20 protein-coding genes and 1 tRNA gene are annotated in these 23,298 nt (G+C 74.4%); 12 read left to right on the top strand and 9 right to left on the bottom strand.

Annotated features, from left to right (window positions below; translation table 11 throughout):
- Window positions 1-52: 52 nt before the first annotated feature.
- On the bottom strand, window positions 53-955 hold the full coding sequence (locus tag WMF42_RS34335; protein ID WP_233561267.1) for a tetratricopeptide repeat protein: 903 nt from the start codon (window positions 953-955) through the stop codon (window positions 53-55).
- A 188-nt stretch (window positions 956-1,143) separates the two neighbouring features.
- Here WMF42_RS34335 and WMF42_RS34330 point away from each other — a divergent pair, with 188 nt between their 5' ends.
- The 5 genes from WMF42_RS34330 (at window position 1,144) to WMF42_RS34310 (ending at window position 6,669) form a co-directional block, all read left to right on the top strand.
- Window positions 1,144-1,521: a hypothetical protein gene (locus WMF42_RS34330; RefSeq protein WP_155798196.1), complete on the top strand. Its 378-nt coding sequence runs from the start codon at window positions 1,144-1,146 to the stop codon at window positions 1,519-1,521.
- Entirely contained in the window at window positions 1,509-1,853 is a 345-nt protein-coding gene (locus tag WMF42_RS34325) for a hypothetical protein (protein WP_155798195.1), read from the top strand. The genes WMF42_RS34330 and WMF42_RS34325 overlap by 13 nt, the downstream gene beginning before the upstream one ends.
- Before the next feature lie 229 nt (window positions 1,854-2,082).
- Window positions 2,083-3,174, top strand: coding sequence for a hypothetical protein (locus WMF42_RS34320; RefSeq protein WP_437687182.1), 1,092 nt, complete (start codon window positions 2,083-2,085; stop codon window positions 3,172-3,174).
- Window positions 3,175-3,277: 103 nt separating this feature from the next.
- A complete protein-coding gene (locus WMF42_RS34315; protein ID WP_233562552.1) occupies window positions 3,278-4,936 on the top strand; it encodes a DUF2254 family protein in 1,659 nt (552 codons plus the stop codon).
- Window positions 4,937-5,124: 188 nt separating this feature from the next.
- A complete protein-coding gene (locus WMF42_RS34310; protein ID WP_437687180.1) occupies window positions 5,125-6,669 on the top strand; it encodes a serine/threonine protein kinase in 1,545 nt (514 codons plus the stop codon).
- A 6-nt stretch (window positions 6,670-6,675) separates the two neighbouring features.
- Here WMF42_RS34310 and WMF42_RS34305 read toward each other — a convergent pair whose 3' ends face one another.
- Window positions 6,676-8,172, bottom strand: a complete 1,497-nt coding sequence (locus tag WMF42_RS34305) for a helicase HerA domain-containing protein (RefSeq protein ID WP_437687175.1) — start codon at window positions 8,170-8,172, stop codon at window positions 6,676-6,678.
- Window positions 8,173-8,484: 312 nt separating this feature from the next.
- Between WMF42_RS34305 and WMF42_RS34300 the strand changes: the two genes are divergently transcribed.
- The gene (locus WMF42_RS34300; RefSeq protein WP_061612662.1) at window positions 8,485-9,357 is read left to right on the top strand and encodes a sulfurtransferase; all 873 of its coding nucleotides are present in this window, start codon (window positions 8,485-8,487) and stop codon (window positions 9,355-9,357) included.
- A gap of 55 nt (window positions 9,358-9,412) precedes the next feature.
- Here WMF42_RS34300 and WMF42_RS34295 read toward each other — a convergent pair whose 3' ends face one another.
- Window positions 9,413-10,540 carry an arginase family protein gene (locus WMF42_RS34295; RefSeq protein ID WP_437687173.1) on the bottom strand — a complete coding sequence of 376 codons (1,128 nt, stop codon included), beginning with the start codon at window positions 10,538-10,540 and terminating at the stop codon, window positions 9,413-9,415.
- A gap of 227 nt (window positions 10,541-10,767) precedes the next feature.
- Between WMF42_RS34295 and WMF42_RS34290 the strand changes: the two genes are divergently transcribed.
- Window positions 10,768-12,036 (top strand): hypothetical protein, encoded by a 1,269-nt coding sequence (locus WMF42_RS34290; protein ID WP_437687171.1) that lies wholly within the window; start codon window positions 10,768-10,770, stop codon window positions 12,034-12,036.
- Window positions 12,037-12,115: 79 nt separating this feature from the next.
- Here the strand turns inward: WMF42_RS34290 and WMF42_RS34285 are convergent, their stop codons facing one another.
- From WMF42_RS34285 to cobT, 4 genes are all read right to left on the bottom strand, one after another.
- On the bottom strand, window positions 12,116-12,637 hold the full coding sequence (locus WMF42_RS34285; RefSeq protein WP_437687169.1) for a sigma 54-interacting transcriptional regulator: 522 nt from the start codon (window positions 12,635-12,637) through the stop codon (window positions 12,116-12,118).
- A gap of 250 nt (window positions 12,638-12,887) precedes the next feature.
- The gene (locus WMF42_RS34280; RefSeq protein ID WP_437687167.1) at window positions 12,888-13,484 is read right to left on the bottom strand and encodes a histidine phosphatase family protein; all 597 of its coding nucleotides are present in this window, start codon (window positions 13,482-13,484) and stop codon (window positions 12,888-12,890) included.
- Window positions 13,485-13,500: 16 nt separating this feature from the next.
- Window positions 13,501-14,268 (bottom strand): adenosylcobinamide-GDP ribazoletransferase, encoded by a 768-nt coding sequence (locus tag WMF42_RS34275; RefSeq protein ID WP_437687165.1) that lies wholly within the window; start codon window positions 14,266-14,268, stop codon window positions 13,501-13,503.
- The gene (gene cobT / locus WMF42_RS34270; protein ID WP_437687163.1) at window positions 14,265-15,344 is read right to left on the bottom strand and encodes a nicotinate-nucleotide--dimethylbenzimidazole phosphoribosyltransferase; all 1,080 of its coding nucleotides are present in this window, start codon (window positions 15,342-15,344) and stop codon (window positions 14,265-14,267) included. Before cobT ends, WMF42_RS34275 begins: the two co-directional genes overlap by 4 nt.
- A gap of 193 nt (window positions 15,345-15,537) precedes the next feature.
- On the opposite strand from cobT, the gene WMF42_RS34265 reads away from it, so the two are divergent.
- From WMF42_RS34265 to WMF42_RS34255, 3 genes are read left to right on the top strand one after another with little or no spacing between them, the layout of a single operon-like run.
- Window positions 15,538-16,290, top strand: coding sequence for a hypothetical protein (locus WMF42_RS34265; RefSeq protein ID WP_437687161.1), 753 nt, complete (start codon window positions 15,538-15,540; stop codon window positions 16,288-16,290).
- Entirely contained in the window at window positions 16,287-18,443 is a 2,157-nt protein-coding gene (locus WMF42_RS34260) for a TonB-dependent receptor (RefSeq protein ID WP_437687159.1), read from the top strand. Before WMF42_RS34265 ends, WMF42_RS34260 begins: the two co-directional genes overlap by 4 nt.
- Window positions 18,443-19,759, top strand: coding sequence for a hypothetical protein (locus tag WMF42_RS34255; protein ID WP_437687157.1), 1,317 nt, complete (start codon window positions 18,443-18,445; stop codon window positions 19,757-19,759). The genes WMF42_RS34260 and WMF42_RS34255 overlap by 1 nt, the downstream gene beginning before the upstream one ends.
- A 64-nt stretch (window positions 19,760-19,823) precedes the next feature.
- Here WMF42_RS34255 and WMF42_RS34250 read toward each other — a convergent pair.
- A tRNA-Ala gene (locus WMF42_RS34250) sits at window positions 19,824-19,896 on the bottom strand.
- A 163-nt stretch (window positions 19,897-20,059) separates the two neighbouring features.
- Complete coding sequence (locus WMF42_RS34245; RefSeq protein WP_061610166.1) at window positions 20,060-21,229, bottom strand: acyl-CoA dehydrogenase family protein; 1,170 nt, start codon at window positions 21,227-21,229, stop codon at window positions 20,060-20,062.
- A gap of 269 nt (window positions 21,230-21,498) precedes the next feature.
- Here WMF42_RS34245 and WMF42_RS34240 point away from each other — a divergent pair, with 269 nt between their 5' ends.
- Window positions 21,499-22,548 carry a RimK family alpha-L-glutamate ligase gene (locus WMF42_RS34240; RefSeq protein ID WP_434042827.1) on the top strand — a complete coding sequence of 350 codons (1,050 nt, stop codon included), beginning with the start codon at window positions 21,499-21,501 and terminating at the stop codon, window positions 22,546-22,548.
- Window positions 22,545-23,297: an enoyl-CoA hydratase/isomerase family protein gene (locus tag WMF42_RS34235; protein WP_437687154.1), complete on the top strand. Its 753-nt coding sequence runs from the start codon at window positions 22,545-22,547 to the stop codon at window positions 23,295-23,297. The genes WMF42_RS34240 and WMF42_RS34235 overlap by 4 nt, the downstream gene beginning before the upstream one ends.
- Window position 23,298 lies beyond the last annotated feature (1 nt).

The following is a 23,298-nucleotide window of genomic DNA, read 5'->3' as shown; positions in this document are numbered from 1 at the left end:
AGCGATCGCCCTCGTGCGGCGCGCTCCCTCCCGTCTTCCGTTCGGACCGCCGTCAGCGCTTCGCCATCGCCGCCAGCGTCCGACGCGCCGCCTCGATTTCCCCGCCGAGCGCGATGGCGACCGCCGCCCTGCCCGAGGTGCTCCGCTGTACGAAGGCTTCCAGGTATTTCTTGGCCTCGTCCCAGCGACGGTCGAAGTAAGCCATCTGCCCCAGCACGAACCGGCCGTATCCCTGGCCCGCCGGGACCTCGGAGAGCCTGTCGATCAGCGCGCCGAGCCCCTCCACCATCCTGCCGCTCTCGCACTGCACGACGGCGAGGTGCCCCTGGTAAAGCGGCTTGTCCCGCGTGCCCCAGCGCGCGGCCCGCGTGAGCGCGCCGATCGCGTCGTCGTACCGGCGCGCCAGGTGGTACACGCTGCCCAGCGTCCACCAGTGGAACGCCCGGCGGCTCGCCGGCCCCGTGCGCGCCGCGAGCCGGAGGTGGCCCACCGCCCCCTCGATGTCGCCGCGCGCCTGCTTCGCCCGCGCGGCGTCCTGGTGGGCGACGTCGCTCAGCACGCCGAGCGCCACGATCTGCTCGGCCACCTCGGACGCCCGCTCGAAGCGGCGCGTCTCGAAGTACGCGAGGTAGAGCTGCCGCAGCAGCATCGCCTGCGTCGTCCTGTCGAGCGGCCCCCGGAGCGACAGGCCTCGCCGCGCCCACAGCGCGCGCGAGCGCGGCGTCTCCGCGCCGAGCGCGCGCCGCAGCATCTCCTCGGCCGTCAGCGCCGCCGCCGGCGTCCGCCGCCGCGGCGCGCTGCTGGGCCGCTTCTTTCGTGGGACGTCCTCCAGGCCCACCTCGCCCCCGCTGCCAGCAACGGCCCCCGGCTTCGTGCGCCGCGACGCACCGCCGGAGCCCCCACGGACGGTTCGAGCGCCGCCCACGCTGTCACCGTGCTCGCTCGCCTTGCGCACAGAAAGCAATCCTAACAGACCTGGACAGGCGTTCCAGCAAGACGCGAGCTTTCCAGGCTTGACTCAGGCTCGGCCGGCCGGGGGGCGCGGCTGGCCCCTGACGGTTGCGCCCTGGCCGGTGAACACGGTCCCGCCCCGACTCGCCCTGACAGTTGCGCCCTGACAGGCATGGCGCCATCGTCGCGGCCATGCGTCGCCGCCCTGGCTTCAGTTCGCTTCAAAGGAGGCGGCATTCCGTCTCCACTGTCTCCGGCCGCCGGGATCGGGGCTCGGCCCTCGGGCTCGCGTCGTTCCTCGCCTTGCTCGTCGGGCTGCCGCTCGCGGCGGGGTGCGGGCACCCGGCGGGCCGCGAGGAGTGCGAGGCCATCTTCGATCGGAGCGCGGAGATCGAGCTCCGGGCCCAGAACATCGTGGATCCGAAGATCGTCGAGGAGCGCATCGCGGCGGTGCGGGACGCCCGCAAGGACCTCATCGACAGGTGCGTGGGGCGGCGGATCACGGACTCGGCGATGGCGTGCGTCCGGCAGGCGACGACCCCGGAGCAGGTCGATCGATGCCTGGAGTGACGCGCCCGGCGACGCGCGCCGACGTCGTGGCGACGCTGGCGGTCGTGCTGCTCGTTGTCGGCGTGGTCGCCGGGCGCGTCGTGCTCCGCGGTCTGGCCCCGCGTCCTTCTCCGGACGCGTGCGCCGCGCTCCTCGATCGCTACGTCGAGCTCGTCCTGCGCGCGGCCACGCCTGAGCCCGCCGCGTCCCTGGTCGCCGAGCGGCAGGCGCTGGCGCGGGAGGCGGCCGGCGAGCGCGGGTTCGTCCGCTGCGAAGCCGACCTCACGCAGGCGGAGGTCGCGTGCGCCCTCCAGGCAGGCAATGCGGACGACCTGGAGCGCTGTCTGCCCTGAAATGACGGGCCCGCGGCCGGCGGCCGGCCGGCTCCGACGTGCGCCCCCGGCGTGAACCCTGCGCGGACCCGCGCGGCCCGGCCGTCGACCAGCGTGGACGCTGGGCTGGGCGAAGAGACGACGCGCGATGCGAATCGTTCCGGGCGCGCCGCGCTGTGATAGTCTCGGCCGTGGCGAGCGCTCCGCTCTGGCGCGATCTCCTCACCTCCCCACCCTCGGATTGCCTGTCGTGAAAGCCCCGTCGCCCTTGCTCGGCTTCAACAACAACGTCCGGCACAAGGGGCGGTTGTTCCACATACAGACCGAGGACTCGGGCATTCGCCATCCTCACATCATCACGCACCTCTTCGCCGACGGCGGCCGCATCCTGAAGACGACGAAGACGTCGTACGCCGAGCACATCGGTCAGGCGACGCTCGCCGATACGGTGCGCGGGATGATGAAGGAGCAACACAAGGCGATGTTCATCGCCCTGCGCGACGGCCACTTCGACTACCTCTTCGACGACTCGGCCGCCCCGCCCGTGTCGGCGGCCGCCGCGGCGCCGCCCGCCGCCGAGCAGAGCAAGCCGGCGCGGCCGCCGGCGCCGTCGTCGCCCGAGGTGGCGCCGAAGGTGCCCCCGCCGTCGCGGCCCCTCACGCCCGAGGCCCCGCGGCCAAGGCCCGCCGCGACGCCCGCCCCGGCGCCGACGCCGCCGCCGAGGCCCGCCGCGCAGGCGGCCAGGCCGGCCGCCGCGCCCGTCGCCGCCGCGCCGCCGCGCGCCCCGGCCGCCGAGCCGGCGCCCGCGTCGGCCAGCTCGCGCCCGCGGCTCGATCTGGATCCGGCAGCGCTCCAGGGGCTCGGCAACGTCGGCGGCGGGCGCCAGGCCAGCCCGCTCGCCGGCAGCAGGGCCGTGCGCCCGGCGCCCCCGGAGATCAAGCACGAGCAGCCGTCGATCGATCTCGATCTCGACGCGCTCGAGCGCGCCGCGGCCGAGGCGCAGACGCCGTTCTTCCAGCAGATCCAGGACCTCCCCCCGCCGCCTGCGTCCGTGATCGGGCGGCGGACGGAGTCCGCGTCCTCGGGCGCCGGGGTGTACAGCAACGTCCACCCGGAGCAGCCCGTGGCGCCGCCCGCAGCCACTGTCGCCGTCGAGCACTACGCGGGCGGCCCCGGCTCCGGGCGCTACGCGGCCTCGCGCCCGGCCAGCATCTTCGCCACCAACCGGCCCGCGGAGGGCGCTTCGATCTTCGGTGAGGACCTGATCAGCGAGAAGTCGCTGGACGAGGTGATCCTCAGCTACCTCGCGGAAGATCTCGACAGCCCCCCGGAGAAGAAATAGGCGGGCTGCCGCCTGGCGGGGCGAGCGCGTGAGCAGGCGGGGGGATCCATTGCGTGGTGATCAAGCGCGCGGTCAGGCGCGTCGATCGACAGGCGAGTACCTCATGAGCCTGGGGCGGACCGCCGCCGACGCCGACGGCGACGGGCAGCGCCGCAGGGGCGCGGCCTTGGTCCGCATCTGGCTGCGGCCGATGACGTATCCGCTCGGCGTCAGCATGGCGACGCTGGCCGGCGTCTACCTGCTCGAGCTCGCGCGGCGCGGGGACACGGGGCTGCCGTTCTGGGAGGTGTTCGCGCGCATGTCGCCGGGCGACGCCGAGCACATCATGGGCGGCATCGGCGAGGTGATCGCCGCGATCCTCGGCATCGTGATCACGGTCGCCTCCATCATCGTGCAGCTCGCGGCGAACCGGTACACGCCGCGGATCACCGAGATGTTCTTCCGCGACCGGACGAACATGCTCGTGATGGGCTTCTTCGTCGTCAGCGCGGTGTTCTCGCTGTGGATCAACTTCTCGATCCGCGGCGACAGCCCGCCCGATCCCGGGTTCGTCCCGTACTACGGCGTGCTCGTCACCATGGGGCTGCTCACCGCGAGCCTGCTCATGATGGCGCCCTACTTCGGGTACGTGTTCGACTTCGTCGAGCCCGACAACGTGGTCGGGCGGATCAAGCGGAGCGGCGTCGAGCAGGCGCTGCGCCCCGCGGGCGGGGAGGGCGAGGACGCGATCGACGAGCGGCGGGTGATGGCGCTCTCGGCGCTGGAGCAGCTCGCCGACGTGGCGCTCAACGCGATCGACCAGAAGGACAAGGGGATCGCGTCGAAGACTGTCGACTCGCTGTCGGAGCTCGTCGTCGCGTACCTGCCCCACAAGGCGACGCTCGACGAGCGCTGGTTCCAGATCCGCGACCGCCTCGCCAAGGACACCGACTTCGTGAGCATGAACGCCGAGGCGCTCGGCAAGCTCTCGACCACGCGGACCTGGCTCGAATACAAGGCGCTCCGCCAGTTCCTGATGGTCTACCGCGAGGCGCTCACCGCGATGCCCGACCTCATCACGCGCATCGCGATCGACACCCGCTACATCGGGCAGACGGCGATCGCCGCCGGCGACCAGGCGGCCGTCGCGGTGGTGGTGAAGTTCTTCAACACCTACATGCGCCGGGCGCTCAACGCGAAGGACATCGCCGCGGCCTACAACAACCTGAACCAGTACCGCTACCTCGCGGAGGAGCTGCTCAAGGCGGGGTGGGGGGATCAGGTCCTCGAGATCGCCCACTATTTCAAGTACTACGCGCAGACGGCGCACGCGATGGGCCTCGCGTTCCTCACCGAGACTGTCGCGTTCGACCTGTGCGTGCTCAACGAGCGCGCGTACGACGTCCACGCGCCGGCCCGGGACGAGCTGCTCCGGATCTTCCTCGAGGTGGACAAGGAGGCCGAGCTCGACCAGCAGGAGCGCTCGCTCCGCGGCGTCCGCAAGGCGCAGGTCAAGCTGGCCACGTACTACCTGCAGCGGGGCGAGGAGGCGCTCGCGCGCAAGATCTACCGCGACATGCGCGACGAGCGGCCCGACCGGCTGCGCTCGATCCGGGCGGAGCTCCTGGCCGTGACGAGCAACGAGTTCTGGGAGATCAACGACCGGGGCGCCGTGTTCGAGTACATCGAGCCGGAGCGGCGGCTGCTCATCCACCGCTTTTTCGAGTGGTTCCCGGCGACGACCATGCGGGAGCCGATCCGCGAGGAGCACACGCAGGAGTGAGCGGCGCGCCCGCAGGTGCGCTGGGGTGGGCGCCGGCGCGGGACGAATCTGCGCCGGGCATGGACGCGGTGATTCCTGCGGCGCGCGGGCGGCGATAGGATCGGGCATGCCTCCCCTGCACCCTCTCCACCCGCCGCAGGAGGGCTAGCCTCGACGGTCGTCGAGGTCGAGCGCCGCAGACCCACGAGATGGCCGCCTCACGCCCCCACCCCAAGAGCGCCGAGCCCGATCCGCAGCGGGAGCTGTTCGCCGGCAAGTACCGGCTCATCCGGATGCTGGGCAAGGGCGCGATGGGGGAGGTGTGGCTCGCCGAGGAGGACGGGCCGCTCGAGGCGAGGCGCCTCGTCGCGCTGAAGCGGCTGGCGCCGAGGTCCGAGCTCGGCGCGTACGCGCGCGAGTCGTTCTTCGCCGAGGCGCAGGTGATCGCGCGGCTCGACCACCCGAACGTGGTCCGGCTGATCGAGCTCGGGAGCTTCGAGGGCTCGGTGTACCTCGCGCTCGACTACGTCGACGGCCCGGCCATCGATCGCGTGCTCAGGAAGGTGGGCGCGTTCCCGCCGCGCGTCGTGGCGTACATCGGCCGGGAGATGGCGAGGGCGCTCGAGGCCGTGCACACGCTGTGCGAGGAGGACGGGCGGCGCTACGCGGTTGTCCATCGCGACGTCTCGCCCTCCAACATCCTGATCGCGCGGGACGGCCGCGTGTGCCTGACCGATTTCGGGGTCGCGCGCGTCCCCGGCGGCGGGGGCGAGCAGGCCGACAGCGGCGTGTTCAAGGGGAAGCTCCCGTACATGCCGCCGGAGCAGGCGCGCGGCGAGCCGTTCGACGGGCGCGCGGACGTGTTCTCGCTGGGGATCACGCTCCTGGAGACGCTGCTCGGCAGCCGCGTGCGCAAGGCCGAGACGCAGACGCAGCTCATCCTGCGGGTCGCGTCGACGCCCATCCCCCGCGCGCGGACGCTGCTGCCCGAGCTGAGCGCGCCGCTCGCGGACGCGCTCGACGCGGCGACCGAGTTCTCCGTCGACAAGCGGACCGCGAGCGCGGGCGCGCTGGCGGACGCGCTGGAGCAGGTCCTCCTCGGGATGGGCCCGGACGCCGAGCAGGAGGCGCGGCGCGAGCTGAAGGAGCTCATCGAGAGCTACCTGGCGAAGGCGCGCTCCACGAGCGGCTCGGGCTGCCACGCGGCGCCGTCGATCCCCCCCGCGAGCGGACCGGGGCTGAGCTCGCCGGGTCTTTCGTGGAAGGGGGCACCGGCGGGCGGCGTGTCGGCCGACCGCCCCTCGGGCCGTCCGTCGTCGCCCGAGCCGCGGCGGAGCGCGCCTCCCGCGCGCCGGAGCGGCGCGCCGCGGCCGTCCGGCGCGGCCCCGGGCTCGCTGTCGGTGAACTACCTCGATTTCGACGGCCCGGACGACGCGCCGCCGCGCCCGCGCGCGCTCGCGACGCCGCTCACGCCGGAAGGAGAGCTCCTGCGGAGGCACGTCGCGGCCGAGGCCGAAGGCGAGGCGGGGCCCAAGGCCGGCAAGCCGTCAGCGGCCGGCGCGGCCGGCGCGGCGCTCGCGGCCGGCATGCTGCCGGCGGCGGGCGCCGGCGCGGGGGCGGCGCCCGTCGAGGAGCCGGGCGACACCGGGCTCAGCCCCGAGCAGATGCGGCGCAAGCGGCGGATCTTCTACGCGGGGCTGCTCGTGCTGGGGACGCTCGCGACGGTCCGGCTGGTGTTCGTGGCCGGCTGCTAGGCCGTATCAGCCGAGCTGGATCGCGCGGAGCACGGCCGCCTCGTTCAGCGCGTGGCGGCCGCCCTGGACCAGCGCGAAGCCCGCGCGGGCGAGCCCGGCGAGCGCGTGCACGGCGCGCCGGATCTCGACCTGGCTGCGGGAGCCGCCGCGCGCGGCGAGCTCCTCCGCGGTGAGCGCCGCGCCGCCGGCGAGCAGCTTCGCGGCCAGGGCGACGTGCGTCACCGACCGGGGTGAGCGCCGCCGCGCGTGGCTCCTCGCGGCGTTCACCATCTGCTTGACGCCGCGCGCCTCGAGCACCGCCCCGGCCGGCAGCGCGAGATCCCGGAGCGACGGGGAGGCCGGCCGCGCGACGACCTTCACGGCCGCGCCGATCGGCGCGGGCGCGGGCGCCGCCGGGGCGGGGGCCCGCGGCGCGGCGGGGGCGAGCGCCGCCGGCGGGCGCGCGGCGTCGGGCTGGCCGACGCGCGCCACGATCTCGCTCTGGATGACGACCTTGACGACGCCGGCCACCTGCAGCGCGACGCGCAGCCGCTCGGCCTCGGCCTCGGCGGCCCTGCGCGCCTCGTCGGCCTGCTCGAGCTGCTGACGGAGGCGGCGGATCTCGGCGCGCAGCGCGGCGCTCGGATCGGGCGCCTTCGCGCCCGCGATCTCGTCCGCGAGCGCCTCGCGCAGCTCGTCGATCAGCGTGCTCAGCTTCGAGTCCGCGGCGCGCGGCGGGCCGGCGGCCTCGCCGGTCCAGCTCGGGGCGTCGCCGCCATGGGCGGTGTGGCGGGCGCGCCAGCGCGCGAAGCGCCCGGCGGCGGGCAGGAAGAACTCGCCGGCCGGGAGGGCGCGGAACTCCTCGAACGTGTGGCCGTCGACGAGCGCCTTCACCGCGTCGTAGTCGCGCTCGATCTCGAACCCGCCGATCGCCGGGAAGTTGAGCTGGCTCATGAGCTCCTTCGAGACGGCCTGCGTGCGCTGGCTGGCGACGGCGAGGAGGACGCCGCGCTTGCGGCCCTGCTTGGCGAAGCGGTGCAGGATGTCCGAGGTGAGCGACGCGCCGGACTGGGGCGCGAAGATGTGCACCTCCTCGACCACGAGGGCCGCGGGCGCGCGGCGCTCGGACAGGAGGACCCAGAGCCGCTCGAGGAACGGGAGCGCGGCCTCCTGCTGGGCGCGGTTCGTCGGCTGATCGGAGAGGTCGACGACGAGGCCGAGCCCCTCGTCGAGCACCCGCGCGAGCGCGAGCGCCGCCGCGCGCTCGCCGGACGGCAGCGGCAGGTCCGCGTGGGCGCCGCCGAGGACGAGCAGGCGGAAGCGCTCCCGCAGCGTGTAGAGCTCACCCTCGGGGTCGATCGCGACGACGGGGATGCCGGCCGCGAGCAGCTCCTCGCAGAGCACCCCGACGCCGAAGCTCTTGCCCCGGCCGGACGAGGCCCAGATGCCGACGCGCAGGCCGGTGCGCGCGTAGTCGGAGAGGTCGAGTCGGTAGCCGTCGCAGAGGGAGAGGATGGGGCTCAAAGGGGTGCCTCCCGTGGGGCTCGGGGCGGATCGCGCGCGACGGCGGACTGTAGGCGAGCGCGTCGGCGTGTGCGAACCGAGCAGGGTCGCGTCGCCAGGGAGGCGCGGGCCAGGCGCGGAGGGGGAGGCAGGGGGAGAGGGGCGTGGCCTGCTGACCGTGGCGGGACGGGGCATGCTGGCGCCGAACGCGCCGACGTGGGGCGCCCCGGGGGAGTGGCAGAAGCAGGACGCGATCCGGGAGAGGACGAGCCGCAACGAGCCCCGGACGCGCCGGGAATCCGCCGACAGCCGCGCGCTGCTACCCTCCCTCGCATGCGCGATCCCCTCTCCGTGCCCACGGGCCCGCTTGTCGACGTCCCCTGGCTCGCGGCGCACGCCGCCGACCCCCGCGTCCGCGTGGTCGACTGCCGCTGGTACCTCAGCGGTCGCCGCGGCGCCGAGGAGTACGCCCGCGGGCACATCCCGGGCGCCGTGCACCTCGACGTCGACGCCGACCTCTCCGCCCCGGCGCAGGGAGGGCCAGGGCGCCACCCGCTGCCCGACGCGGCGGCGTTCGCGGGCGCGCTTGCCAGGATCGGGGTCGGCCCCGAGACGCTTGTCGTCGGCTACGACGACGCGGGCGGCGCCATCGCGGCGCGGCTCTGGTGGCTGCTGCGCTACTTCGGCCACCCGGGCGGGCGCGTGCTCGACGGCGGGCTCCAGGCGTGGGCCGCGGCGGGGCACCCGCTCTCGACCGACGCGCCCGCCGTCGCAGAGGCGCCGCGGATGGAGCTCGCCGCCGGGGGCGCGCCGGTCGCCGACAAGGCGGCGGTCGACCGGCTGCGCCGCGATCCCGCGGCGGTGATCCTCGATGCGCGCGCCCGCGAGCGCTACGAGGGGCAGACAGAGCCCGTCGACGCGCGCCCGGGCCACATCCCCGGGGCGCGCTCCGCGCCGTTCGCGGAGAACCTCCGCGCGCCTTCCGGGCCTTTCCGCGAGCGCGCGGAGCTCGAGCGGCGTTACCGCGACATCGGCGCGCTCGAGGCGACCACCGTGGTCTGCTACTGCGGCTCCGGCGTCACCGCCTGCCACGACCTGCTCGCGCTGGCGACGATCGGCCGCGCGGACGCGATCCTCTACGAGGGGTCGTGGAGCGACTGGGCCAGGGACGCCAGCCTGCCCGCGGCGAAGGGGTCCGAGCCGTGAGCACCTCGCGCCGAGCCCGGAGCGCCTCGCCCCGCCCCGAGCGTCTCCTCGAGCGTCAGGCGAGCGCGCGGCCGAGCGTGGCCTCGATCGTCTCGCGCAGGTAGCGCACAGCGAGCGCGAGCGTGCGCGCCGAGCTCTCCGGCGTGGGCTGGAGCGCCGGCGCGACCTCCATGACGTCGCCGCCGATCAGGCCGACCTCGCGGCCGAGGCGGCGGATCAGCGCGACAACGAAGTCGGGCGTGAGGCCGTCCGGCTCCGGGGTCCCGGTGGCGTCGGCGTACGCGGCGTCCGTGCCGTCGATGTCGTTCGAGAAGTACACGCCCTCGACGCCGGTGCTCTTCACGTGGGCGACGATGGCGTCGAGCGCCGCCGCGGGATCGGCGCGGCACTCGGCCGCCCAGAACTGCCGCACGCCGTAGCGGCTCTCCCAGTGCTCGCGCGGCCTCTGCGAGGCGCGGACCCCCACCTGGGTCAGCCGGCCGCCACGACCGACCAGCTCGTTCGCGTGGTACGACCAGGTGGCAAAGCAGTACGCGACCCCGAGCCGCTCCTCGAGGAGATCGGTGTGCGCGTCGGGCTGCACGATGCCCCACGGCCTCTGCTGCGCGCTGCGTACGCGGGCGAGCGCGCGAGCGACGGGGAGGGCCGTGGAGTGATCGCCGCCGAGCACGATCGGCGCCACGCGCGGGTTGATCGAGAAGACGAGATCCAGCGCGCGCTCGGCGATGGAGAGCGGGGCGACGGGCAGCCGGGACGCCGCCGGCTCGGGCACGCCAGGGTAGAGGGCGCGGCGCGACGCGGCCTTCTGGCCCTCCGAGAGCATGTCGTCGTGCAGGAGCTGCGGCACGACGAACACGTCGCCGATGTCGACGAGGCCGACGTCGCGCGCCCGCTCGGGGAAGTCCGGGAAGGCGTCGAGGAGCGCGGTCCGGATCGCCTGCGGGCCCATGTTGGACCCGCGGAGGAACCCCGCGCCGACGTCGGAGGGGATGCCGAGCAGGATGGCGCGCGCGCCGGCGATCCGGTCGAGCGACGCGCGGAACCGGGCGGCGACCTCGTCCTGGGTCGTGGCGCCGTAGAGCCGCCGCTGGACCTCGAGCTGCTGGGCGCGCCCGGTCGAGACGAGGTAGAGGCCTCCGGCCGCCGGACGCAGCAGGAGCGCGAGCTCTTCGTGCGGGGTCATGCTCGACGAGGGTACGCGCCCCTCAAGGGGCCGCCAGCGAAAGGGCGGGCGCGGGGAGCGGGAAGCGCTCGGGCGCGAGGTGAGGGGCCAGCACGTCGTCGTCCGAGTCCGTCCCTGGTTCGTTGCTCGCGGTGCGCGCTTGCGGTTCGCGAGGGCGCGGCGTAGCCCTCGCTCGTGCGCGATCTGCTGGTGTTCACGTGGAATTTCAGAGGCAACCAGCCGAGCTCGTGCCCGACGTCGAGCCGTGCGCGCGCAGACCGAGCCAGCGGTTTGCCGCCGAGCTTATCGAGATCGACCCGTCGCTCGACACGTGTGAGACATGCGGGCTGGAATGGGACGGATGCCAGAAGCCCCCCGGAGAGCGGCCGGAGCGCCATCATGCAGACATGTGGAGAATGTACGGCGAGGCAAAGGATGTAGGCGTGATCCGCCGCCCTGGCGAACCGCTGTTAGCGTATCTTGATCGCTTCTATCTATCTGCCGCAGTAGCCGGATTGCGGGCAACAGCAGAGGTGCCGCCGGTGGGGCGGGGAACAGCCAAAAATTTGGCGCTCCGGGAGCATGGGGCCGATCCTTCGATGATCATGCCGCCGAGCCCGCCGAAAAAGCCCAACGAGCCGCAGAGGACGCGGTCGCTGCATCCGGCGACGGTGGCGCAGCCGAAGCGGCTGTCTGGAGGGGCTCCTTCGAGGCCGCCTCACCCGGCCACGGTGGTGCAGCCGAAGCGGCCGTTTGGAGGGGCTCGTTCGACTCCGCCGCATCCGGCGACGGTGGCGCAGCCGAAGGCGCCGCACACACTGCCCGATGCCGTGGTGCCCTCATCACATCCGGCGACGGTCACGCTGCGCGATTGGACGGCGGCGTCGTGTGTGCCGGGTGTGGGAGCGGGAGGGCGGCGCGACGCCGGGACGCCGAGCACGGTTCAGGCGAGCTCGAGCAATCTGGACGACACCTCGCTCTTTGTCGAGAACTACAAGGGGAACATCCATCAAGGCCGCACGACGACCTACTACCGACGAACCGGACTGGCGGAGCTGAAGAAGGCGGTCAAGATCGGCGGCTCGGCGAAGTACGATTTTCAGGAGTACTTCAAATACAACAGCGGCAACTACCATCGCCTCTGGGTCTCCACCTCATTGGTCAAGGTGAGGGGTTTCTCCAACGTCGATGTCTCGTCGTCCAGTGATGTGGTCGTCTTGTTCGAATTCACCCAGGACATCCTGCCCAGCTTCACGATCAAGGCGCATCAGGAGCAAGGTGTGCAGCATGACGTCAACGTGGTCGCCCTGCATCGGGAGGGCTTCGGGGACCCCGGGAACCTGTCGTCCGACAGCGGCGTCCGCAGGGTGCTCGACGCCTACAAGGGCTATAATCTCGGCTTCACGTCGAAGCAGGCGAAGTCGCTCAACGACCTGCTGGATTACATCAAGATCCTCTCACCCGACGGGAGCGGGTGGATCGAGGATTCTGGCGAGATGCGGCGCCTGCTCTCGTGAGCTCCGAGCGGGAGCTCATCCAAGGCGGGCGAATTCGCCCCCTGCAGGGCGACGCAGAGCCGCCTCCACGCCTCACCGCTCACGCGCGGCGCAGCAGCCCGTAGCGCGCGAGCTTGCGGTAGCGCGTCGTCCTCGGGATGCCGAGCGCCCTCGGGACCTCGCACACGTTCCAGTGGGCGAGCTCCAGCGCGGCGCGGATCCGCTCCTCCTCGATCCGGCGGTGGGTCGAGATCGGTCGGGCGCGAGCACGCGCGCGCGACAGGACGTTCTCGAGCTGCCTCACGTTGCCGGGCCAGCCGTAGGACGTGAGCCGCCGGAGCGCGCCCCGCGACAGCCGGAACGCCGGGCGGCCCTGGCGCGCCGCGAGCTTCTCCAGGAGCGCCTGCGCGATCGCGGGGATGTCGTCCGGGCGACCGCGTAGCGGCGGCAGGCGGATCTCGGTGACGCTGACGCGATAGTAGAGGTCCTCGCGGAACCGCCCGCGGGCGACCTCCTCTCGCAGGTCCCGGTCCGTCGAGCACACAACCCGGACGTCGGCCACGGCGACGCTCCGGTCCGACCCGAGCCCAGCACCGCGTCGTGCGCGCGGATCGGCACGCACACGATCGACCGCAGCCGCAGGCCGTGGACGGACGTGCTCCTGCGGAAGCGCTCGTCCGAGAGAGCCTCCACGGTGAGCACCGCCTCCCCGCGCTCGATCACGCGCTTCGCCACCCCGTGGCTGAACTTGAGCTGGCTCTTGCCGACGCGCTCGCGATCGTGGTTGCAAAACCCCGGAGGATCCGACGGATCGCGACGGTTCGCCCCCGCGGAACGGTCCTGCCAGGATTTCTGATGCGCGGAATGGGCGACTAGCGGGCTTCCAGCGAGACGGCGGACGCCGGCAGAGGGAAGCGCTCGGCCGCAAGGTGTGGGGCAGGCGCGCTCATCGCCTCGAGCCACGACGCGCCGCAGGCCACGACGCGGAGCGCCCGCAGCACGCCCGCGTGCGCGACCAGGAGGTGCGGGGACGCCCCGCACGCCGGAGAGAGCGCGCACCAGAACGATCGCACCCGGGCCTCGACCTCGATCGCCGACTCGCCCCCCGGCGGGCCGGCGCGCTCCCAGCCGTCGAGCCACGCGGCATACGCGATCGGATCGTCGCGCTCGATGTCGGACCAGGCGCGCCCCTCCCAGGCGCCATAGGCGATCTCGACGAGGCGCTCGTCGACCGCATGCGGCGCCCCGAGGCGCGCCGCGAGCTCGACCGCGGGGAGCGCGCAGCGGGAGAGCGGCGACGACCAGACCACGCCGGGGCGGAGGGCGAGGTCGCGGAGCGCGCGCTCGATCGTAGTCGCGGCGCCCTCGGGGGAGAGCTCCGCCGCGACGTCGAGGCGGCCGTAGCACACGCCGGAGAGCGGGACGGGGGCGTGGCGGAACGCGATGAGGCCGCAGGGGAGGGGATCCACGCGCGGCGCCCCCGGCTCAGCCGCCCCGCGCGATCGCGAGGGCGAGCAGCGCCGCGCACTCGGCGATCTGCTGCGTCGCGCCGAGGAAGTCGCCGGTGATCCCGCCGGCCCGCGCGCGGAAGCGGAGGCCGCAGATCGCCGAGGCGGAGGCCGCCGCGCCGACCATGGCCGCCGCCTCGGCGGCCGAGACGGCCCCGGCGGCGTGCGCGGCGGCGAGCGCGAGCGCCGGCCAGGCCGAGCCGAGGAGCGCCTGCGGCAGCGCTGCCTGCGCGACAGGCCGGCTGCGCGAGCCGCCCTGGGTGACGTAGGGCAGCGCGACCATCAGCCAGATCGGCGGGGTGCGCGAGAGGCACTGCGTCAGCACCAGCGCGACAGGCGCCGCGGCGTCGAGCCGCGCGAGCAGCGCGATGCGCAGCACGAGGACCACGATCAGCGCCGCGGCGCCGAACGAGCCGATGCGGCTGTCCTTCAGGATCTCGAACATGCGCGCCCTGTCGAAGGCCCCGCCGAGCGCGTCGGCCGTGTCCGCGAGGCCGTCCTCGTGGAACGCCCCGGTGAGGAGCAGGCCCAGCGCGACGGTGACGCTGGCCGCGACGAGCGCGCCGCCCCGGTCGACGAGAAGCCACGCCGCGGCCTGGACGGCGCCGAGGATGGCGCCCACGAACGGGAACCAGGCCGAGGCCCAGCGCCAGTCCGACTCGGCGTAAGGGAAGCCGCCGACCGGGACGCGCGTGAGGAAGGTCGTCGCTGCCCGGGCGCCGCGCAGGACCGGCGGCATCGTCATGAGGGCCCGGGCGAGGCGCGATCGGGCACGCCCGCGCTCGCGAACGTCGCCATGCCGGCGTGGAGGGCGCACGCGGCGTCGAGGAGCGGCAGCGCGGCCAGGGCGGCGCTCGCCTCGCCAAGGCGCATCCCGAGGTCGAGCAGCGGGCGGGCGTCGAGGGCCGCGAGGATGCTGGCGTGGCCGCGCTCGGCGGAGCGGTGGGCGAAGAGCATGCCCGCCCGCGCCCGCGGGGCCATCCGGACGAGCGCGAGCGCGGCCGCCGAGACGATGAAGCCGTCGACGAGCACCGCCATCCGCCGCTCGATCGCCCGCGCCGCGGCGCCTACGAGCGCGGCGATCTCCTTCCCGCCGACCGCCCGCACCACGCGGCGCGGGTCGGCGCTCTGGACGCGGCGGACAGCGTCGCGCACGACCTCGATCTTCCGCGACAGCGCGTCGCCCGCGACGCCGGTGCCCGCCCCGACGACGTCCTCGGGGGCGAGCCCGAGGAGCAGCGCCGTCATGGCGGCGGCCGCGGTGGTGTTGCCGATGCCCATCTCGCCGAGGAGGACGACGCGCGTGTCGCCCCCGAGCGCGTCGATCTCGGCGGCGCCGGCGCGGAGCGCGCGCTCGTAGACCGCCTCCGGGAGCGCGTCCTCGACCCGCAGGTCGAAGATGGGGTCGTCGGCGACCGGATCGCGCCGCAGCCGTGCGTGCGCGCCGGCAGCGTCGCGATCGACGCGCTCGTACGGGTGGGCGACGCCGACGTCGACGACCCGCAGCTCGACCCCGAGGTGCCGGCAGAGCACGCTGGCGGCCGCGCCGCCGCGCGCGAAGTTCGCGACCATCGCCGCGGTGACCTCGGCCGGGTACGCCGAGACGCCGTGCCGGACGACGGGGTGATCGGCGGCGAACAGCACCGCCGCCGCCGGCCGGCTCGCGGGCGGACCGCCCTGGATGCCGGCGAGCGCGACGGCGAGCTCCTCGAGCGCGCCGAGGCTGCCGCGCGGCTTGGTCAGCGTGTCCTGCCGCGCGCGCGCCGCGTCCGCCGCGCTCGCGTCGAGCTCCGGGAACACCCAGGGAGGCGGAGAAGCCATGTCCGCGTTCTCTACTCCCGCGCGCCAGGCCGGGGAAGCGCGTTGACCGTGTCGGTAGGCCGTGATAGCCGCCCGTCCGGCCGAAGAGGTCCCTCGCGGGACGAGGGGACATGGCGTCCCCCCCGGGACAGACCGAGCGCCGCCGAGGCGGGATGCCCCCGCGGCGCGCGAGCTCGCTCGAACAGGGGTCAGGATGTCGCTGCGTGTCCTCTTCGTCTGGTCCGTCTGCCTCGGCGCCGCCGCCGCTGCCCTGTCCGGGTGCGGGGGCGTCGACGCGCCCCGGGATGACGGCGGCTCCGGTGAGCCCTCCGCCGCGGAGGGCGCGGGCGGCTCGTGCCTCTCGGGCGGCCACGGCGGAGCTGCCGGCGACGGCGCGGCGTCGTGCGCCGGGCCGGGCGCGCGGTTCGCGACGCGCGTGGTGTCCGCCTGCCTCGGGGCACGGCAGGGGTTCGGTGAGGACAGGTTCCCGGACGTCGTCCTCGGCCCGCCGCGAGGCGGTGGATGCTGCGGCGGCTCGCTCGACGTGCTCTCGCTGGGCGACGGGGGGTCGATCGTCGTGGCCTTCGAGGGCAACGCGATCGTCGACGGGCCCGGCGCCGACTTCCTGGTGTTCGAGAACGCCTTCGAGCGCGGCGACGACGCCGAGAGCGTCTTCGCCGAGCTGGCCGCTGTCGAGGTGAGCGAGGACGGCCTCGCGTGGTCGGCCTTCCCCTGCGCCGCGGAACGCTACCCCTACGACGGCTGCGCCGGGTGGCACCCCGTGCACGCGAACCCCGGGGAGAACGACGTCGACCCGCTCGATCCGTCGTCGGCCGGGGGCGATCCGTTCGATCTGGCCGACGTCGGGGTCCCGCTGGCCCGCTACGTACGCATCACCGACCGCGCCGGCACGCCCGACGTCTTCGACCTCGACGCGGTGGGCATCGTCCACGCGCTGTGTCCGTGAGGCGCGCGGGGGCGCTCGCCTGCGCGGCGCTCGTGGCCGCGGGCCTCGCGCCGCGCGCGCGGGCCGAGGAGGCGGGCCGCGGCGCCCGCGCCGGGAGCGCCACGCCGGAGGACGCGCCGAGGGCGGCCGGGCCGCGAGCCGCCGGGCTGCAGGGCGGGCCGGAGGGGGCCGCGCCGGAGCCCGCCGCGCCGGAGGAGGCCCCCGCGGCGCGCCGGCCGGCGATCGAGGTCCGCGTCCAGGGCGAGCGCACCGCGACGGCCGCCGCGCGCGATCCCACCGCGGCGTCCTACGTGATCCGCGGCGACGAGCTCCGCGCCCCCGGCGCGACGGCCTCCTCGGTGCTGGGGCGCGTCCCCGGCCTGCAGGTCGTCCGGACCGGCGCCGGCGCCGACCTCGCGACCGCCTCGATCCGCGGCGCGAGCAGCGCCGAGACCCCGGTCTACCTCGCGGGCGTGCGGCTCAACGACGACGTCACGGGGACGGCCGACCTCTCGCTCGTGCCGCTCTGGATGCTCCACCGGGTCGAGGTCTACCGGGGCAACGCGCCCGCCGACGCCGACCGCCTCGGGATCGGCGGCGCCATCTTCTTCGAGCCAGCGCTGCCGCGCGGCCCCCGCGTTGGCGCGGGGCTCGGCGCGGGCAGCTTCGGCGAGCGCTCCGCGTCGGCCTCGGCGAGCCTCGGCGACGAGCGCGCCAGCGTCCTGCTCGCGCTCGGCCGGCGCGCGGCCGACAACGATTACCCGTACCTCGACGACGGGGACACGGGGCTCAACGCCGCGGACGACAGCACCCGGATCCGGCAGAACGCCGACTTCGAGGCCTACGATCTCTGGAGCGTCGCCCGCTACCGGCTGCCGCGCGGCGGCGGGGTCACCGCCCTGTTCAACGGCTTCGCGCGCGATCAGGGCCTGAGCGACCTCTCGGCGAGGGCCGCGGCGCCCGCGAGCCCCGCGGGCGCCGCGCGATCCCGCGTGCAGCGCTGGCTCGGCGCGGTCGCCGCCGTGGTCCCCTGCGCCGGCCCGCGCGCAGGCGGCGTCGAGCGGTGCCGCCTCGAGCTCAAGAGCTCGGCGATCCTCACGCGCCAGATCCTCCGCGACCCCCTGATGCGGCACGGCCTGCCCTCGCCGCTCGTCGCGAGCGCCGGCGAGCGCGCGGCGGAGCAGGGCACCGTCCGCCTCCGCGTCGCCGCGGGGGTGACCGTGTCGGCCTCCGCGGCGGTCGAGGTCGAGCGCCTCGGCATCGACCAGGCGAGCGCGCCGCCGCTCCGCGCCCTCCGCGCGACGTCCCGCGCGTCGGCGAGCGCGTCGCTCGCGCCGGCCCCCTGGCTGGAAGGCTACGCGCTCGGCGCCGTGGAGCACCACGCGACGCGCGTCGACGGCGACGGCGGCGCGCGCGGGCTCGTCGAGCCGAGCGGCCGCCTCGGCGCGCGGCTGCGCCTCGCGGACGGCGCCGCGCTCTTCGCCAACGTCGGCCGCTACGTGCGCGTCCCGGCGCTCGGCGAGCTCCACGGCATCTCGCCGATCGTGCGCGGCAACCCGGAGCTCGAGCCCGAGCAGGGCGTCACCGCCGAGCTCGGGGCGCGCGCGTCCGCCGCGCTGCCGCGCGCGCGGGCCGAGGCCTCCCTCGAGCTCCTCGGCTTCGCGCGCCTCGCGTCGGCGCTCGTCGCGTACCGCCGCGCGGGCATCGGCGCCGTGCGGCCGTACAACGTACGGGGCGCGCGCGTGCTCGGGCTCGAGCTCACGGCCTCGGCCTCGGCGCTCGACCACGTGCGCGCGGCGCTGACGCTCACCGCGCTCGACCCGCGGGACGCGTCGCCGGATCGCGGAATCGTGAGTGATCTCCTGCCCTTCCAGTCGCGCCTCGTCGCGGCGCCGTCCCTCGAGGTGTACGCGGAGCCCGCGTGGCTCGGCGGCGGCCGCGCCTCGCTGGGCGCGCGGCTGCTCTACAGGTCCTCGCGCGTCGCCGACAGCGCGGGGCTCCTCGTGCTACCGGAGCAGGCGGCGGTCGACGTGGACCTCGCCGTGCTAGCGCTCGACGGGCGCCTGTCGGCGCGCCTCGCGGTGGAGAACGCCACGGGCGCGCGCATGCTCGATGCGGTCGGCTTCCCGCTCCCCGGACGGAGCGTCCACGCGGCCATGGAGGTGTGGTGGTGATGAGGGTGATGACGTCGTCGTTCGATCGGGGCCCTCGCCGGCCCGCGCGCTGGTCCCCGCCGTGGACGGCCCTGGTCGCGGGCGCGGCCGGCGCGCTGCTCGGGTGCAACGCGCCGGCGCCGCCCGAGGACACGGGCGGCACCGACGCGCCCGAGGGGCCGTGCGGGATCGGCGCCGTCGTGATCAGCAGCGACTACCAGTCCACGAGCGTCGGCCTGCTGAGCTGGGACGGCGCGGTCCTGTCCGCGTCGATCGCGTCGTCGGCCTCGGCGCCCCTCGTGCTCTCGGCGCCGCTCTCGGGCGACGTGACAGCGTCGACGATGCCGCTGCGCGGCGGCCGCCTCGCGCTGGTCGATCGCTCCGCCTCGGCGCTCACCTGGCTGGACGCGCGGCGCGGCGAGGTGACCGGGCAGCTCTCGGTGGCGACCGGCTTCACCGCGAACCCGCAGGACTACATCGAGGTCTCGCCCGTGAAGGCGTACGTCCCGCGCCTCGAGCCGAACCTCGCCCCGGGCGCCCAGCCGCTCGACGGCGGCAGCGACGTGCTCGTCGTCGATCCCGAGGCCCGCGCCCTCGTCGGCCGCGTCGACCTCGCGCCCGCGATGGCCGGGGAGGACCCGGAGTTCCACCCGCGGCCGAGCCGGGCGGCGCTGGTCGAGGACAGCCTCTACGTGCTGCTCACGGCGTCCACGCTCTCGTTCCTGGAGACGGCCGCGTCGCGCCTCGTCGAGATCGACGCGCGCGACGACGCGATCAAGGCGGTCACCCTCCTCGACGGGCTGCACGGCTGCGCGGGGCTCGCCGTGTCCCCGAGCGGCGCGCGGCTCGCGGTCGTGTGCTCCGGGTCGTTCGGCGGCGACGCCACCGCCAACCTGGCCGAGGCGGGGGTCGTGATCCTGGCCCGCGGCGAGGGCGGCCTCGTCGAGGAGCGGCGCTGGACCGCCGCCGAGCTCGGCGAGGGGTCGCCCGGCTTCTCCGTCGCGTTCGCGTCCGAGGACACGGTCCTCCTCACGACGCTCGGGCACGACGCGATCGGCGGCGTGCGCCCGGTCCACGACACCCTGACGGCGGCCGACCTCTCCGGCGGCGCGCCCCGCGTCCTGCTGCGCTCGAAGGAGCTCCCGTTTTCCCTCGGCGAGGTGCGCTGCGCCGCCGCGTGCGGGCGGTGCCTCGTCGCGGACGCCGAGACCGAAGGCGGCGTCGTGCACCGCTTCGACGTGGGCGCCGGCGGGGGCAGCCGCGCGCTCGTGCACGCTGGCGCCTTCCACGTCGACCCGCGGGTGGGTCTGCCGCCGCGTTACCTCGGCGCGTTCTGAAGGAGCACGCCGGCGGGCGGGCGCGGCGTGCCGGACTCCCGAGGGAGTCCTTCGGTCCTATTTGTGGAGCTGAGGGGGATCGAACCCCTGACCTCATGACTGCCAGTCATGCGCTCTCCCAGCTGAGCTACAGCCCCGGTCGTTGGGAGCGGGATATCTACAGCCCCTCGCGCCGCTTGTCTCTATTTTTTTTCAGTCGACGGTTGGTTTCCGGTCCTGGCCTCGCCGGCGGGGCTCCGCGCCTCGCCGGCGCGGGCTGTGGCGCCGCGCCGGCGAGGCGCTGCCGGCCGCGGGGGGCCTTCAGAAGTTCATCAGCTTCGCCAGGTAGTACTTCATCGTCTCGGTCGTCCCGCCGCCGATGCGCAGGAGCCGCTGATCGCGCCAGGCGCGCGCGATGGGGAAGTCCTCGATGTAGCCCCAGCCGCCGTGGAACTGCAGGCAGGTGTCCACCACGTCGTTCGCCACGTCGCCGGCCAGGATCTTCGCCATCGAGATGAGCTTCACCGTGTCGAAGCTGATCGGCACCTTCCGCACGTACCGCTCGTCGTTGTAGTGGTCGACGCACTTGTAGACGAAGGCGCGCGCCGCCTCGCAGCGCGTGTACAGGTCCACGAACTTGTGCTGCCACGACTCGCGCTTGATGATCGGCTTGCCGAACGCCACCCGCTCGCGCCCGTACTCGACCGTGTTGTCGAGCGTCATGAACGAGCTCGCGATCGCGCCCACCGCGGCGACGAGCCGCTCGGTCTGGAAGTTCTGCATCAGGTACGCGAAGCCCTGGTCCGGCTCGCCGAGCAGGTAGCGCCGCGGCACCCGCACGTCGTCCAGGAAGAGCTCCGCCGTGTCCGAGGACTTGTTGCCGATCTTCCTCAGCTTCTTCGCGACGCTGAAGCCCTGGAGCGCCGTCGGCACGAGGAAGAACGAGCAGCCGTGGGCCCCCTTGTCCGGCGAGGTCTTGGCGAGCAGCGTCACGAAGTCGGCGCGCGTCCCGTTCGTGATGAACGTCTTCTGCCCGCTCAGCACGTAGTCGTCGCCGTCCTTGCGCGCGGTCGTCCGGATGCCGGCCACGTCGCTGCCGGCCGCCGGCTCGGAGACGCCGAGCGCGGCGATCTTGTCGCCCGCGAGCGCAGGCCTGAGGAACTCCTCGATCTGCTCCTTCGTGCCGATGTCGCTGATCACCGGCGTCGCCATGTCGCTCTGCACGAGCAGCCCCATCGAGACGCCCGCCATCGTGGAGCGCACGAGCTCCTCGGCCTTCGCCGCCGAGAACCAGTAGTCGAGCCCGGCGCCGCCGTGCTCCTCCGGGAAGTGCGCGCCCAGGATCCCGAGCTCGCCGGCGCGCTTGAACACCCAGCTCGGGAAGCACTCCTCCGCCTCCCACTCCTCCACATGAGGAGCGAGCTCCTTCTCTGCGAAGGCCCGCACCGTCTTCCTGAACTGCTGATGTTCCTCCGTGAACGGCTGCCACATCGCGAACCCCTCCTCGCCGCCAGAATGAAAATAATTCGTACACGAAACGTTTTTCAGCGCAAGCGCCGCGCCTTCCCGCGCTTCCGCCCCCGTCGAGCGCGCCCCTGGAAAGGCGGGCACATGGCGCGGCGCACGACCGCGAGCGCCGCCGCGTAAGCGCAGCGCCGGCTGGGCGGCGGCGAGCAGAACGTCGGCAGAACGTCGCCAGAACGTCGATCGACGCGCGACCCATCCACGCAGTCTGCGGGCTCTGCTAGCCTCCCGGCCACATGCGATTCCTCGTCCTGTCGCGCAACGCGTCCCTCTACTCGACGAGCCGCATCGTGCTCGCGGGGCGCGCGCGCGGCCACGAAGTCAGCGTCATCGATCCGCTCGATTTCCAGATCGTCGTGTCGCGCGGTCGCCCCTCGTTGCTCGTCGGTGGCTCGGCGGTGCCCCGCTTCGACATCGTGATCCCGCGCATCGGCGCCAGCATCACGAACTACGGCCTCGCCGTCGTCCGGCAGTTCGATCTCATGGGCGTCCCCGTCCTGAACGGCGCCGTCTCGATCGCGCGGAGCCGCGACAAGCTGCGCGCGCTCCAGCTCCTCACGCGTCGCAAGCTCAACGTGCCGATCACCGTGTGCGCCCGGAACCCGGCCGGCGTCGAGGCGGCGCTCTCGCTCGTCGGCGGCTGCCCCGCGATCGTGAAGCTGCAGCAGGGGACCCAGGGCATCGGCACGATGCTCGCCGAGACGCCGCACGCGGTGCACGCGCTGCTCGAGACGTTCTGGGCCATGGGCCAGGACATCGTGCTCCAGGAGTACGTGCGCGAGTCGAAGGGGCGCGACATCCGGGTCATCGTCGTCGGCGGCCGCGTTGTCGCGTCGATGCGCCGGGTCGCCAAGCCGGGCGAGTTCCGCTCGAACCTGCACCGCGGCGGCAAGGGCGACCGGGTGAAGCTGCCGCGCCTCTACCGCAGCGTCGCGATCCGCGCCGCGAAGGCGATGGGCCTCGAGGTCGCCGGCGTCGACATGCTCGAGGCGCGCTCCGGGCCGAAGATCCTCGAGATCAACAGCTCGCCCGGGCTGGAGGGCATCGAGCGCGCGAGCGGCGTCGACGTCGCGGGCGCGATCATCAGCTACGCCGAGCGGTACGCGGAGGAGCAGCGCGGGCTGAGCCGCCGCACGCTCGAGGCGCGGATCGCCGAGGTGATCCACGACGAGCGCATGCCCGTCCCGCGGCGGCTCAGCCGCGCGGCGGAGAACGGGGCGGGCGCGGGCCGCCGGAAGCCGGCGATCCTCACGAACGGGAGGGGCGCCCGGAGGGCTGTCTCATGACCCTCGGGGTCGAGGCGGCCGGCGACGCGGTCGTCCTCACCATCGATCGCCCCGAGCGCAGGAACGCCATCGACAGCGCGTTCGCGAGGCGCCTCGGCGAGGCGATCCGCCTCGCGGGCGCCGATCCGCGCGTGCGCGGCGTCGTGATCGCGGCGGGCGGCGACGTCTTCGTGGCGGGCGGCGACATCCGCGAGCTCCACGCGCTCGCCAGCGGCGGCGCGGCGGGCGGCGAGATCCTCGCGATGTTCGAGGGCCTCGCGGCCCTGGAGGAGAGCGAGGTGCCGATCGTCGCGGCGGTCCAGGGCGACGTGCTGGGCGGCGGCTGCGAGCTGCTCCTGCTCTGCGATTTCGTCATCGTCGAGGAGCACGCGGGGCTCTCGTTCCGCCACGTCAAGATGGGGCTGTCGCCGGCCTGGGGCGGCCTGACGCGGCTCTGCGAGCGGGTGGGCCCGCTCGAGGCGGCGCGGCTGCTGCTGACGGCGGAGCGGATCGACGCCGCCGAGGCGCTCCGGATCGGCCTCGTGAGCGAGGTCGTCCCGACGGGCGCGGCGCGGAGCCGCGCGATCGCGCAGGTGAACCGCATCGCCGACAGCCCGCGCGCCTCGGTCGCCGCGATGAAGCGGTCGCTGCGCCGGGTGCGCGAGGCGCTGCGCGCCGCGGCCGTCGAGGTCGAGCGGGAGGCGTTCGTCGAGCAGTGGAACGGCCCCGAGCACCGGCGGGCGATGGATGCGTTCCTGAGCAAGAAGTGAC

The organism is Sorangium sp. So ce176 (assembly GCF_051519835.1).
GTDB lineage: Bacteria > Myxococcota_A > Polyangia > Polyangiales > Polyangiaceae > Sorangium > Sorangium cellulosum_G.
Note: the sequence above shows the minus strand (reverse complement) of the source record. Positions and strands in the feature narration are given on the sequence as shown.